Here is a 13629-nt window from a genome sequence, read left to right on the forward strand (position 1 = left end):
GAAAGCATGACGATCGCCGCAGTCATCGGATGGACGGCCTTGTCGATCGCTGCGCATGGCAAATAATCTTGACGGAAATTTGCGGGCATCGCTGAAAAGCCCGCCGCCCCCGACAACAACAACAGGGCAGCTCCCATGCGTATCAAGATCCATTGCCAGAACCGCGTCGGCATCCTGCGCGACATGCTCAACCTGCTGGTCGACTACGGCATCAACGTCGCCCGTGGCGAGGTGGGCGGCGAGCAGGGCAACGCCGTCTACCTGCACTGCCCCAACCTGATGAACCTGCAGCTGCAGGCGCTGCGGCCGAAGATCGAGGCGCTGCCGGGCGTGTTCGAACTGCGCAAGGTCAGCCTGATGCCCAGTGAACGGCATTCGCTGGAACTCAATGCCCTGCTCGGCGCGCTGGACTTCCCGGTGCTGTCGATCGACATGAGCGGCGCCATCGTCGCCGCCAACCGCGCGGCGGCGCAGCTGCTCGGCGTGCGCGTCGACGAGGTGCCGGGCATGAGCCTGTCGCGCTACGCCGAGGATTTCGACCTGCCCGAGCTGGTGCGTGCCAACAAGGCGCGGATCAACGGCCTGCGGGTGAAGATCAAGGGCGACGTGTTCCTCGCCGACATCGCCCCGCTGCAGTCCGGGCACGACGACAGCGAGGCGCTGGCTGGCGCGGTGCTCACCCTGCATCGGGCGGATCGGGTAGGGGAGCGCATCTACCAGGTGCGCAAGCAGGAGCTGCGTGGCTTCGACAGCATCTTCCAGAGCTCCAAGGTGATGGCCGCGGTGGTGCGCGAGGCGCGGCGCATGGCGCCGCTGGATGCGCCACTGCTGATCGAGGGCGAGACCGGCACCGGCAAGGAGCTGCTGGCGCGCGCCTGCCACCTGTCCAGCCCGCGCGGGCAGTCGCCGTTCATGGCGCTCAACTGCGCCGGGCTGCCGGAATCGATGGCCGAGACCGAGCTGTTCGGCTACGGCCCCGGCGCCTTCGAAGGCGCGCGGCCGGAGGGTAAGCTCGGCCTGCTGGAACTCACCGCCGGCGGCACGCTGTTTCTCGACGGCGTCGGCGAGATGAGTCCGCGGCTGCAGGCCAAGCTGCTGCGCTTCCTGCAGGATGGCGGCTTCCGCCGGGTCGGCAGCGACGAGGAGGTCTATCTCGACGTGCGGGTGATCTGCGCGACCCAGGTGGACCTCTCCGAGCTCTGCGCCGCTGGCCAGTTCCGCCAGGACCTCTATCACCGCCTCAACGTACTGTCGCTGCACATTCCGCCGCTGCGCGACTGCCTGGACGGCTTGCAGCCGCTGGCGCTGCATTTCATCGACCAGGCCAGCCGACAGATCGGCTGCGCCCTGCCGACGCTCTCGCCGCAGGCGCTGGAGCGGCTGGCCGGCTACCACTGGCCGGGCAACGTGCGCCAGCTGGAAAACACCCTGTTCCAGGCGGTTTCGCTCTGCGAGGGCGGCACCATCAAACCCGAGCACATCCGCCTGCCGGGCTACGGCGCGGCGCAGCCGCTGGGCGATTTCTCCCTGGACGGCGACCTGAGCGCCATCGTCGGGCGCTTCGAGAAGGCGGTGTTGGAAGGCCTCTACGCGCAGTACCCCAGCAGCCGCCTGCTGGGCAAGCGCCTCGGCGTGTCGCATACCACCATCGCCAACAAGTTGCGCGAGCACGGCATCGGCAGGGAGGGGTAAGTGGCGCGCGCTGGAGGTTCGCTCGGGCCTCGGTGCGGTGTTGGGCTTCGCTGCACTCAACCCAACCTACGGCCGATGCCGATCGTAGTTGGGTTGAGCCGCATAGCGACGAAGTCCAACGAGTGCGGGGCGTCTGGCGAACCGGGTTCCCACGAGCCAGGCGGTCCGGCCCGGCTCGTGGGATGAATCACTTCAGCATTCGATGATGTTCACCGCCAGCCCGCCGCGGGCAGTCTCCTTGTATTTACTCTTCATGTCGGCGCCGGTCTGGCGCATGGTGCGGATCACCTTGTCCAGCGAGATGAAATGCCGGCCGTCGCCGCGCAGGGCCATGCGCGCGGCGTTGATCGCCTTCACCGCGCCCATGGCGTTGCGCTCGATGCAGGGCACCTGGACCAGCCCGCCGACCGGGTCGCAGGTCAGCCCGAGGTTGTGTTCCATGCCGATCTCGGCGGCGTTCTCCACCTGTTGCGGGGTGCCGCCGAGCACTTCGCAGAGCGCGCCGGCGGCCATCGAGCAGGCCACGCCGACCTCGCCCTGGCAGCCGACTTCGGCGCCGGAGATCGAGGCGTTCTCCTTGTAGAGGATGCCGATCGCCGCGGCGGTGAGCAGGAAGCGCACCACGCCGTCCTCGCTGGCGCCCGGCACGAAGCGCACGTAGTAGTGCAGCAGCGCCGGGACGATGCCGGCGGCACCATTGGTCGGCGCGGTGACCACGCGCCCGCCGCTGGCGTTTTCCTCGTTCACCGCCAGGGCGTAGAGATCGACCCAGTCCAGCACGTTGAGCGTGTCGCGCAGGTTGGCCTCGGGGTGTTCGCTGAGCTGGCGGTACAGGCCCGCGGCGCGGCGGCGGACCTTGAGCCCGCCGGGCATCACGCCTTCGGTGCGACAGCCGGCGGCCACGCATTCCTGCATCACCCGCCAGATCTCCAGCAGCCCGGCGCGGGTCTGCGCCTGCGGACGCCAGGCGGCTTCGTTGGCCAGCATCAGCTGGCTGATGCTCAGGCCATGCGCCGTGCAGTGGCCGAGCAGCTCGGCGGCGCTGTGGAACGGGTAGGGCAGCGCGGTGGCGTCCTCGACGATGCGGTCGCTGCCGGCGGCCTGCTCGTCGACGACGAAACCGCCGCCCACCGAGTAGTACTCCCGGCTGCGCAGTTGCAGGCCGGCGGCATCGAAGGCGCGGAAGATCATGCCGTTGGGATGGTAGGGCAGCGCCTTGCGGATGAAGACCAACTGCTCGGCGACGTCGAAGCGGATGGCCTTTTCGCCGAGCAGGTGCAGCTCGGCGCTTTCGCGGATCGCCGCCAGGCGTGCCGGAATCGTCGTGGTGTCCACCGACTCGGGTTGTTCGCCCTCCAGCCCGAGCAGCACCGCCTTGTCGCTGCCATGGCCCTTGCCGGTGGCGCCGAGCGAACCGTACAGCTCGACCTTGACGCTGGCGGTGGTCTCCAGCAAGCGGTCGCGGCGCAGGCCCTCGGCGAAGCGCCGCGCCGCGCGCATCGGCCCGACCGTATGCGAGCTGGAGGGGCCGATGCCGATCTTGAACAGGTCGAAAACGCTGAGGGACATGGGCGGCTCCAGTGGCGTGATTGCCGGGATACTCCTAGCCTAGACCGCGTGGCCCGTCGATAGTGACAGAGCGGGGACCGTCGGGGGAGCGGCCGGGGATTGGCGGCGAGGCCGTTGCGCACGGCGGTGGCCGTCTGCTCGGCCTGGTCGATGGCGACCTTCGATCTGCCTGGCGCCGATGGCGTCTTCCCCTGAGGCCGTGCAGCCTGGTGGAAAACGCTCCGCGGTTTTCCACCCTACGCGCTCCTCCGAGACTCGACGTGGTCCCGCCCTACGGGGGAAGCCCCTACGCCAGGTCGGTATCCAGCAGGGCGCCATGGCGGTCGGCGTATTTCTCGCGGATGTGCAGGATGTCCGGCAGCGCCTGTCGGAATGGCTCGATCAGCGCCGGATCGAAATGCCGGCCGGCCTGCTGCTCGATGTAGTCCAGTGCATCCTCCACCGCCCAGGCCTTCTTGTAGGGGCGTTCCGAGGTGAGCGCGTCGAACACGTCGGCGATGGCGATGACGCGCGCCATCAGCGGGATTTCCTCGCCGCGCAGGCCGCGCGGATAGCCGCTGCCGTCCCATTTCTCGTGGTGGCAGAGGGCGATGGTACGGGCCGCCTGCAGCAGCTCGTCGCAGTGGTTGCCGATGATGTCCGCGCCCATCTGCGCGTGCTGGCGCATGATCGCCCACTCCTCGGCGTCCAGCCTGCCCTGCTTGAGCAGGATGTGGTCCGGCACGCCGATCTTGCCGACGTCGTGCATCGGCGCGGCGTTGAACAGCATTTCGGTGAAGTTCTCGCCGAAGCCCGCCGCCTGGCTGAGCAGGCGCGAGAAATGGCTCATGCGGATGATGTGGTTGCCGGTCTCGTTGTCGCGGAATTCCGCGGCGCGGCCGAGGCGGCGGATGATCTGCAGGCGGCTGTTGTTCAGCTCGGCGGTGCGCAGGTTGACCAGGCGCGTCAGCTCGCGGGTCTGGTCGTAGAGCGCCAGGTGGGTCTGTACCCGGGCCAGCACCAGGTGCGGGCTGATGGGCTTGGTGAGGTAGTCCACCGCGCCCAGTTGCAGGCCCTTGCGCTCGTCCTCGATCTCGCTCATGCCGGTGATGAAGATGACCGGGATGGCGCGGGTGTCCGGATTGCGCTTGAGCCGCTCGCAGATCTGGAAACCGTCCAGCCCCGGCAGCATCACGTCCAGCAGGATCAGGTCCGGCGGGTCCTCGGAGAAGGCGATGCGCAGCGCCTTCTCGCCGTCGAGGGCGACCCGGGTGCGGTAGAAGGGCGCGAGTACTCTGGTGAGCAGGTCGATGTTCTGCGGCTGATCGTCGACCACGAGGATGGTGCTGGGCTGTTCGGTTCCGGTCACGGTCTATCCCTGTCTGTGTGGTTGCGCCGAGGCGACGTGTGCGTCGCGGTTTCCTGTCATTTCGCGGGTGAGCTCCGCCACCAGTGCCAGGGCTTCGTCGAACGCGTAGCGCGCGACCAGCCCGTTCAGTTCATCGGCCGTCGCCCTGCGCTGCATGACCCTCAATTGCTCGACGATGCCCGGCGCCTCGCGCAGCGCGGCGGCATCGTCGGCGCGCAGCAGCGTGGCCAGTCGATCCAGCTGGCCGAGCAGCAGTTGCCGCTCGCCCGCGACCTGCTCTGGCGGCTCCTCCTGCGCGGGGGGCGGCAGCGCATGATGGATGTCCTCCAGTAGGCGCTCGAGCGTCTGTTCGAGCGCGGCGACGGCCGTGGGGGCGTGCTGCGGCTGGCGGAGCTGCTGCTCCAGGGTGGCGGCCTGCTCGGCCAGCTGCGCGGCGCCGATGGTCGCGGCGAGCCCCTTGAGCGTGTGGGCGATGCGTGCGGCGCTGGCGCGATCGTCCTCGGCGAGTGCCTGGCGGATGCGCTCGACGCTGTCGGCCTGGGTTTCGCCGAAGCGCCGGATCAGGTGCTGCAGCAGTGCCGCGTCGCCGGCCAGGCGGTCGAGGGCCTGCGCCTGTTGCGACAGAGCGGGAATCGCCGGCAGCAAGGCGACGTTCGCCGGCGGCTCGGCGATCGCGGGGGCCGGTGGCGCCTGGCGTGGCGTGATCCACTGGCGCAGGGTGATGAACAGCCGCTGCACGTCGATCGGTTTGGCGATGTGGGCGTTCATGCCGGCGGCCAGGCAGCTTTCCTTGTCGCCGGCCATGGCGTTGGCGGTCATCGCCAGCACCGGCAGGTCGAGCAGGCCGAGCTGCTGGCGAATCCGCCGGGTGGCCTCGAAGCCGTCCATCACCGGCATCTGGCAATCCATCAGGACGCCGTCGTAGTCGCCGTGCAGCAGCATTTCCAAGGCCTGCGCGCCGTGCTCGGCGACATCCACGTGGATGCCGGCCTGGTCGAGGATGTCCACCGCCATTTCCTGGTTGACCGGGTTGTCCTCGACCAACAGCAGGTGCGCGCCGCGCAGCGCTTCGCGGGCCTGGCGGTACTCGCTCGCCAGCAGGTTGCGCTGGGGCTGGCGCGCGGCCTGTTTGCCGAAGGCATTGAGGATGGTGTTGAGCAGGATCGAGGGGGTCACCGGTTTGATCAGGACCGCCTCGATCGGCAGGTCGCCCAGGCTCGCCAGCAATTCGTCGCGGCTGTAGGCGGTGGCCATGACGAACAGCGGTGTCTCGGCCACTTGGCTGGCGCGGATGTGGCGCACGGCTTCGACGCCGCCCATGCCGGGCATCAGCCAGTCCATGATCACCAGGCGATAGGGGTGGCCCTGCTGCTGGGCGCGCAGCAGTTCGTCGATGGCGTCTTCGCCGCGGCTGAGGGTGGCCACCACGAAGCCCAGCGAGCCGAGCATGGCGGTGAAGATCTGCCGTGCACTGGCGTTGTCGTCCACCACCAGGATGCGCATGCCCCTTACGTCCTCGTCGCACACCGGCAGTTCGCGCTGTTCCTGCTGCAGGCCGAAGCGCGCACTGAACCAGAAGGTACTGCCGGCGCCGGGTGTCGATTCGACGCCGATCGCGCCGTGCATCATTTCCACCAGGCGCTTGCTGATGGTCAGCCCCAGGCCGGTGCCGCCATGGCGCCGCGAGGTGGACGAGTCGGCCTGGGTGAAGGCCTGGAACAGCTTGCGGCGGTCGTCCTCGGCGATACCGATGCCGGTGTCGCTGACCTCGAAGCGCAGGCTGACATCCTCTTCACCGAACGCCTCGACGCGGATGGCGACCTTGACCTCACCGTGCTCGGTGAACTTGATGGCATTGCTGAGCAGGTTGAGCAGCACCTGGCCGAGCCGCAGCTGGTCGCCGACCAGCGCGGTGGGTACGTCGGTGGCGATGTCGAAGAGCAGTTCCAGGCCCTTGTCCTGGGCGTTGATCACCGAGAGGTCGGCGAGGTTGTGCATGACCTCGTCGAGTTGGAAGTGCGCCTGTTCGAAGGCGAGCTTGCCGGCCTCGATCTTGGAGAAATCGAGGATGTCGTTGATGATGCCCAGCAGCCCCTGGGCGGCGCCGTGGACCTTCTCGATGTAGTTGCGCTGGCCGGGGGCGAGGTCGGATTGCAGCGCCAGGTGTGACATGCCGATGATGACGTTCATCGGCGTGCGGATCTCGTGGCTCATGTTCGCCAGGAAGTCCGACTTCATCCGCGCCGCCTCCTCGGCCAGCCGGCGGGCTTCGCCGATGACGCGTTCCGATTCCTTCTGCGCGCCGATGTCGATCAGGGTGCCGACCAGTCCGCTGATGCGCTGCTCGCTGTCGGTGAAGCTGGCCAGGGAATAGATCACCGGATGCACGTGCCCGTCGGCCAGCGGGATCTCCGCCTCGAGGGTGAGCGTGCCGCCCTGGCACAGCAACTCCTGGTTGCGCTCCTGGAAAAAGTCCCGCTTGTCCGCCGGCAGCCTGATCAGGTCCTGCACGGTCTTGCCGAGCAGGTCGTCCTCGCGTAGCGCGAAGGCGTCGAGGAACGCTTGGTTGAAGCCCAGGTAACGGCCTTGCACATCCTTGAAGAACACCGGGTAGGGCAGGGTATTGAGCAGCACGCGCTTGAAGTTGAGCTGGTCGGCGATGGTCTGCTCGTAGGCCATGCGCTGGCTGACGTCGCGCAGCACGGCGCAGAGGCAGATTCCCTGTTCGTCCAGGTAGGGCATGCGTGTCATGCTCATTTCCAGCGGCAGTTCGCGGCCGGACTTGGTCTGGCCGATGTAGCTGCCGGCGCGGCTGCCCACCGCGAGGGTGCCGCCGCGCTGCAGGAATGCCTCGCGCATCAGCGCGTGTTTCGTGCGAAAGCGCGCAGGTACCAGCAGGTCGGCGTCGAGGCCGAGCAGCTCGCCGGGCTGGTAGCCGAACGTCTCATGCATCCTCGGATTGGCCATGAGGATGATGCCGCGGTCATCCACGACCACCATGGGGTCTGGCGATGCCTCGATGATGTGGCGGTACCAGGACTCGGTGCTCCTGAGCTTCAGGCGCTGGCTTTCCAGTTCCGCCATGGTGTTCTGGTAGTCCTGGAGCGCCCGCGAGAGGTTGCCCAGCTCGTTGTTCTCGGCCTGGCTGAAGTCCAGCCCGCGCTCGCCCTGCGCCAGGCGGTGGGTCTTGCGGGTCAGGTCCTCCAGCGGATCGAGCACCTTGCGCTTGTACAGGTAGAAGAGCGTGACCAGCACCAGCAGGAGGGTCAGCGCCATGGCCAGCAGGGCTGCCAGCATGGCGTGCTGTACCTTGCGGTTGAGCTGCTCGAGGACGGCGGGCATGCGGTTGCGCATGTTCTGGGCGATGTCGCCGATCAGGTCGTTGAGCGCCATCTTGTGCTGGCGGTAGCGTGTGCCGTAGATCGTGTCCAGTGCCGTGGTGCCGTCGCCACCTTCGGCGAAGGCGAATACGGCGGCCTCCATGGCCGTCAGCCTGGCCGAGGCTTGCCGCGCCTGCTCCAGCAGTGCCCGCTCGCTCTCGAGCACCGGATACTGGTGCAGCGTGGCGAGCAGCGGCTCGCGGCCGCCGAACCGTTCGACGGCTTGCCGATAGGCTTCCAGGTAATGCGGCTGGCGCGTATAGGCGTAGCCTTCGGTGGCATCGGTCAAGGCTTCGTTGGCGCGCTGGAAGCGGTTTAGCATCTCGCTGGCCCGCTGGAGTTCCAACAAGCCGTCGCGACGCTCCTGCGCCAGGGCGAACGCCAGCAGCACGCTGATGCAGGCCATGCCTAGCAGGCCCATCACCAGCAGGGAAACGAGGTTGCTGAGCTTTCGAAGCTTCACCGAGGAGGCCCGCCTTTGGATTCAGAGGGTGGTTGGGCGAGCAACGAGGCCCGTTGCTTCGATGATAGCCACTAGCCAGTCTAGAAGGGCTTTTCACGCCTGCACAGGTCATATACGACTAATGTTGCGCGAGCTGTGACAGGGCCTTGCGCGGCGGTCTGTTTTGCTATTCGCGCGTCTTGCATGGACTGCTGGCGCAAACGTGAACCAGTCTGCAAGTGCGGGCTGGACATGTGGCCCCCTGCTTGTACCGGCGTTGCCTATGTCGAACACTTCGCCTCACCTGCGAGCGAGGCCGATGCGCGCTTCGCCTGCAGGGCATTCCAATAAAGGTAGCCGCCGGTGGACACCGCCGCGAATGAGCTGCCTCCGGTGGACCGCTGCCCGCAGCGCAACGGCTTCATCCATTTCATTTCACTGACCGAATCGGGCGGCGCTCACGAGGTGCCCAGCTCGATGCATTGCATTTGGGGGAGTCCATGTTCAGGTCTTGCGTTACCGCAGCGCTCGCGGCGCTGTATGTTCTGGCCGCTCCGGCCATGGCCGCCGATGGCGAGCCGGTGGTCATCAAGTTCGCCCACGTGGTGGCGGATGACACGCCCAAGGGCAAGGGCGCCCTGCTGCTGAAGAAGCTGGTGGAGGAGCGCCTGGCCGGCAAGGTCCGGGTCGAGGTGTACCCGAACTCGACGCTGGTCGGCGATGCCGAGGAAATGCAGGCGCTGTTCGACAACAAGGTACAGCTGCTGGCGCCGTCGATGTCCAAGTTCGCGCCCTACACGAAGAAGCTGCAGGTGTTCGACCTGCCCTTCCTGTTCGACGATGCCGAGGCGCTGCAGCGCTTCCAGAAGCGCGAAACCGCGCGCCAGTTGCTGCGTTCGATGGCCGACTATGGCGTCTACGGCCTGGCCTACTGGAACAACGGCCTGAAGCAGCTTTCCGCCACCACGGCGCTGCGCACGCCGCAGGATGCCAGCGGCCTGGCGTTCCGTATCCAGCCCTCGCCGGTGCTCGAGGCGCAGTTCGCCGCGGTCGGCGCCAAGTCGGTGGTGCTGCCGTTCGCCAAGGTCTACGAGTCGCTCAAGGGCGGCGTTGTGCAGGGCGCCGAGAACCCCTGGTCGAACATCCTCAGCCAGAACATGCACAGCGTTCAGCCCTATATCACCGAGAGCAACCACGGCGTGCTGGACTACATGCTGATCACCAACAACGAGTTCTGGTTGAGCATGCCGTTCGCCCTGCGCTCCGAGCTGGAAGGCATCATTCTCGAAGTGACCCAGGCGGTGAACCGCGAGGCCGCCGCCGTGAACCAGCGCGATCGCGAACGCATTCTCGCCAGCGGCCGCAGCCAGCTGATCACCCTGACGGCGGAAGAGCGCCAGCTGTGGCGCGACAAGATGCTGCCGGTCTGGAACGCCTACGAGGCGGACATCGGTGCCGACGTGATCCGCGCGGCGATGACGGTCAACCGCCGGCGCTGAGGCCTTCGCGGCCCGAAGCACTCATCGCCATCCGCCGGCACCGGCTTGCTGGCGATGCTTCTGCCAGGCGCCGGATCATCCGCCAAGGGGGCGGCACCGCCCTATGCTTGCCGGCCGGCATAACAGGCCGGCGAGCTGGGGCGATCCAACCGATCCAGCTCTTCCTCCAGCCATTCGGCGAGCACTTGTGCGTTGTTGTGCTGTTCGTCGCGGGCGGCATAGATCAACGTCAGCGTGCCACGCTCGGCCGGCTCCAGCAGCGGCCACCAGTGTTCGGGGTGGGCCGCCAGTTCCGTGCGATAACGCTGGCGGAACTCGGCGAAGGCCAGGCTGCCGCCCTTGAAGGCGCGCCGCAGTTCGGTCGAGGGCGCCAGCGCCGGTAGCCAGGCGTCCAGCGGCAGGTTTTCCTTGCGGCAGTTGCGTGGCCAGAGCCGGTCCACCAGTACCCGTCTGCCGTCGCTTGCCGCCGCGGCCTGGTAGGCGCGTTTGCACTGGATCATGGGTTCGTTCTCTGTGCAGTGGGCTTGCAGCCAGCGTAGGCTAAGCCAGGGCTATCTTGTGGGTATTTAATACCTTTATGTGCTGTGATTAATACCTTTACTGTTTGGGTTTTAATGACCGTGAATTTTTCATCTTATTGATTTATAAGGCCTAAATAGTCGGCACGTTTCCTGAAAAGAATGACTGCGACAACCATTCATTCAAGAGGGCAACACATGAAAAAGTCGACGGTTCTGTTTGCGGCAGCGGCAATTCTGGCAAGCAACCTGGCCAGCGCGGACGAAATTCTCGAAGTGCACGAAGATCGCGCGGTGGGCGGTGGCTTCGGCGGGCTCAGCGGCTTTATGCTCGGCGCGGCGGCGGGCGGGCCGATAGGCGCGCTGGTCGGTGGCGGCGTCGGTTACCTGATGGGGCAGGGCGTGCAGAGTGCCACCGGGCTGGAGCAGACCCTCTACGTGGTGAAGAAGGATGACGGCAGCACCTCGCGCATCCGCACCTCGGACGGTCGCTTCCTGCAGGGCGAGCATATCGAGCGTGACGGCGCACGGATCACCGCTGCTGCGAAGTAGCGGCCGTGCAGGTAGTCTTCCTGCGCCCGCGTACGAAACGGCAACGGACCCTAACGGAGGCCCTGATGAGTTATTCACTGCTGCATGTGCTGCATCTGCTGGCGGCGATCTTCTTCATCGGTACGCTGTTCTTCGAGGTGATGATCCTCGGACGTATCCGGCGGCAGCTCGGCGAGCAGACCATGCTGGCGGTGGATCGGGCCGTGGGTGCCCGCTCGCGGGTGGTGCTGCACTGGGTGGTGCTGTTCGTCTACGGCGCCGGCATCGGGCTGGCCTGGTATCACCGCCAGGCACTGGCCGATCCCTTGGCCAGCAGCTTCGCCACGCTGCTTTCGCTGAAGATCCTGCTGGCGATCGGCGTGTTCGTCAGCTTCGGCCTGGTGGCGATCCTGCTGCGCCGCGGGAGCATGACGCCGGCCCGCTACCGAGCGCTCCACTGGGCGATCTTCGCTCAGATGATCGGCATCGTGTTGCTGGCCAAGGGGATGTTCTACCTGCACTGGTAGGGCGGGCGTATCCTGCCGCACCGTCCTAGCAGGTCCTTCGCGGGCGGTGATGATTTCGGTCAAGAATGGCCGCGCTTTTCGTGGTGCTGATGGCGAGCGATTCAGCCGCCGCACGCTCGTTGCGTTCGCCGCCACGGCGTCTATGGTGGCTGCATCATTCCCGGATCAGCAGAGGTTCCGCATGAATTTCGCCTACAGCCCGCGCGTGGAAGCGCTGCGCCAGCAGCTGCGCGCCTTCATGGAGCAGTACATCGTGCCGCGTATCGGCGCCTGGCATGCCGAGGTCGGCGCCGGCCGCTATCCGGTCTCGTTCATGGAGGACCTCAAGGCCCTGGCCCGTTCCGAGGGGCTGTGGAACCTGTTCCTGCCGTCGTTGCGCGAGGACGAGCCGGGCATGGGCCTGAGCAACCTGGAATACGCGCCACTGGCGGAGATCATGGGCCGCGTGCACTGGGCTTCCGAGGTGTTCAACTGCAACGCACCGGATACCGGCAACATGGAGCTGCTGCACCTGTTCGCCACGCCCGCGCAGCGCGAGCGCTGGCTCAAGCCGCTGCTCGAAGGCGAGATCCGCTCGGCCTTCGCCATGACCGAACCGGACGTGCCGTCGTCCGACGCCACCAACATCCAGACGCTGATCCAGCGCGACGGCGATGACTACGTGATCAATGGCCGCAAATGGTTCATCACCAACGCCTCGCATCCCAACTGCCGGCTGCTGATCGTGATGGGCAAGACCGACCCGCAGGCCGACACCCACCACCAGCAGAGCATGATCCTGGTGCCGTTCGACACGCCCGGCGTCGAGCTGCTGCGCAACATCCCGGTGATGAACCACATCGCCCCGGAAGGCCATAGCGAGCTGCTGCTGCGCAACGTGCGGGTGCCGGCGAGCAACCTGCTGGGCCAGGAAGGCGACGGTTTCATGATGGCCCAGGCGCGCCTCGGGCCGGGGCGCATTCACCACTGCATGCGCTCGATCGGCATGGCCGAACTGGCGCTGGAGCTGATGGTCGAGCGTTGCCAGGAGCGCAAGGCGTTCGGCAAGTACCTGCAGCAGTATTCCAACATTGGCGACTGGATCGCCGAATCGCGCATCGAGATCGAGCAGGCGCGCCTGTTGGTGCTCAAGACCGCCTGGATGATCGACGAGGTCGGCGCCAAGGCCGCGCGCAAGGAGATCGCCATGATCAAGGCGCTGGTGCCGCGCATGCACACCAATGTCGTGGATCGCGCCATCCAGGTCTACGGCGCCATGGGCCTGACCCCGGACACGCCGCTGGCGGACATGTGGACCGGCGGCCGTGCGCTGCGCTTCGCCGATGGGCCGGACCAGGTGCACCTGCGCAGCATCGCCAGGATGGAGCTCAAGGCCAGCGAAGCCAGCCGCGGCGCGACCGCGGCCTACCTCACCCCGCCGGGCCGGCACTGAGCGGGTCGGCGCCTGGCTCCGGCCGTGCGGCCAGGACAGCTTCGCCGCTGAAGACGTAGCGGTTGCCGCCGGCGCGCTTGGCTCGGTTGCCAGTTCTCCAGCCCATCCGCCGCCAGCCACACCAGAAGTTGCATGGCGACCGCCCTGCCCGAAGGCAGGGTGGCCTCTTGCTCAGGAGATATTCGTTCAGCCTTTCGTGAGTTTGAGCAGGCTAACTGCCAGGAGCAGCCAGGCCATGCCGACAAATCCCAGCCAGGTAGACACGGCCATTAGACGCCGCAGAGAGGGGGGGAAATTTCTAACATCGTCGGCATCGAGTACCCCTTTGCGGACATTGAACGCCGAAAAGAACAAGGCCCCGCTGAGCGTGCCAACCAAGTAGAAACGTGAAGCCAGGCTTGTTGTTCCCAAAATGTCCTGCTGCCTGGCCCAGGCGCTGTTCGAAAGCGCCGAAAGCATGGTGTCGAAGCGGCGACAGGCGATAAAGACGCCAATCGCTACACCAGACAGAGCGATCACGAAGGGGGCCAAAAGGAATGCAATCTGCAAATCCAGAGGCCAAGTTTCAAACCAAGTGCTGAAATTCATTGCTGGCTCCGTTCATAGATCTTTTCCTCGGCCAGTTCTCCAGCCCATCCGCCGCCAGCCATACCAGAAGTTGCATGGCGACCGCCCTGCCCGAAGGCAGGGC

Annotated in this window: 10 protein-coding genes; 5 read left to right on the top strand and 5 right to left on the bottom strand. The window is 66.4% G+C overall.

What is annotated here, in order from left to right; genetic code table 11:
- Positions 1–135 precede the first annotated feature (135 nt).
- Complete coding sequence (locus CXK94_RS13895) at positions 136–1692, top strand: sigma-54-dependent transcriptional regulator (RefSeq protein ID WP_102894789.1); 1557 nt, start codon at positions 136–138, stop codon at positions 1690–1692.
- A gap of 192 nt (positions 1693–1884) precedes the next feature.
- Here CXK94_RS13895 and CXK94_RS13900 read toward each other — a convergent pair whose 3' ends face one another.
- From CXK94_RS13900 to CXK94_RS13910, 3 genes are all read right to left on the bottom strand, one after another.
- Positions 1885–3261: an L-serine ammonia-lyase gene (locus CXK94_RS13900; RefSeq protein WP_102894790.1), complete on the bottom strand. Its 1377-nt coding sequence runs from the start codon at positions 3259–3261 to the stop codon at positions 1885–1887.
- A 286-nt stretch (positions 3262–3547) separates the two neighbouring features.
- Positions 3548–4609: an HD-GYP domain-containing protein gene (locus CXK94_RS13905; RefSeq protein ID WP_102894791.1), complete on the bottom strand. Its 1062-nt coding sequence runs from the start codon at positions 4607–4609 to the stop codon at positions 3548–3550.
- A 3-nt stretch (positions 4610–4612) separates the two neighbouring features.
- Positions 4613–8452, bottom strand: coding sequence for a response regulator (locus CXK94_RS13910; RefSeq protein WP_102894792.1), 3840 nt, complete (start codon positions 8450–8452; stop codon positions 4613–4615).
- Between the two features lie 479 nt (positions 8453–8931).
- Between CXK94_RS13910 and CXK94_RS13915 the strand changes: the two genes are divergently transcribed.
- Positions 8932–9930, top strand: coding sequence for a TRAP transporter substrate-binding protein (locus tag CXK94_RS13915; protein WP_180984425.1), 999 nt, complete (start codon positions 8932–8934; stop codon positions 9928–9930).
- A 101-nt stretch (positions 9931–10031) separates the two neighbouring features.
- Here CXK94_RS13915 and CXK94_RS13920 read toward each other — a convergent pair whose 3' ends face one another.
- The gene (locus tag CXK94_RS13920) at positions 10032–10430 is read right to left on the bottom strand and encodes a DUF488 domain-containing protein (protein WP_037039902.1); all 399 of its coding nucleotides are present in this window, start codon (positions 10428–10430) and stop codon (positions 10032–10034) included.
- Between the two features lie 216 nt (positions 10431–10646).
- On the opposite strand from CXK94_RS13920, the gene CXK94_RS13925 reads away from it, so the two are divergent.
- The 3 genes from CXK94_RS13925 (at position 10647) to CXK94_RS13935 (ending at position 12938) form a co-directional block, all read left to right on the top strand.
- Positions 10647–11000, top strand: coding sequence for a hypothetical protein (locus tag CXK94_RS13925; protein WP_102894793.1), 354 nt, complete (start codon positions 10647–10649; stop codon positions 10998–11000).
- A gap of 65 nt (positions 11001–11065) precedes the next feature.
- Positions 11066–11506: a CopD family copper resistance protein gene (locus CXK94_RS13930; protein WP_102894794.1), complete on the top strand. Its 441-nt coding sequence runs from the start codon at positions 11066–11068 to the stop codon at positions 11504–11506.
- A 181-nt stretch (positions 11507–11687) separates the two neighbouring features.
- Positions 11688–12938, top strand: coding sequence for an acyl-CoA dehydrogenase family protein (locus CXK94_RS13935; RefSeq protein ID WP_102894795.1), 1251 nt, complete (start codon positions 11688–11690; stop codon positions 12936–12938).
- A 186-nt stretch (positions 12939–13124) separates the two neighbouring features.
- Here CXK94_RS13935 and CXK94_RS13940 read toward each other — a convergent pair whose 3' ends face one another.
- The gene (locus CXK94_RS13940; protein WP_102894796.1) at positions 13125–13526 is read right to left on the bottom strand and encodes a hypothetical protein; all 402 of its coding nucleotides are present in this window, start codon (positions 13524–13526) and stop codon (positions 13125–13127) included.
- Positions 13527–13629 lie beyond the last annotated feature (103 nt).

It is taken from the genome of Stutzerimonas stutzeri, from assembly GCF_002890915.1.
Taxonomy (GTDB): domain Bacteria; phylum Pseudomonadota; class Gammaproteobacteria; order Pseudomonadales; family Pseudomonadaceae; genus Stutzerimonas; species Stutzerimonas stutzeri_AF.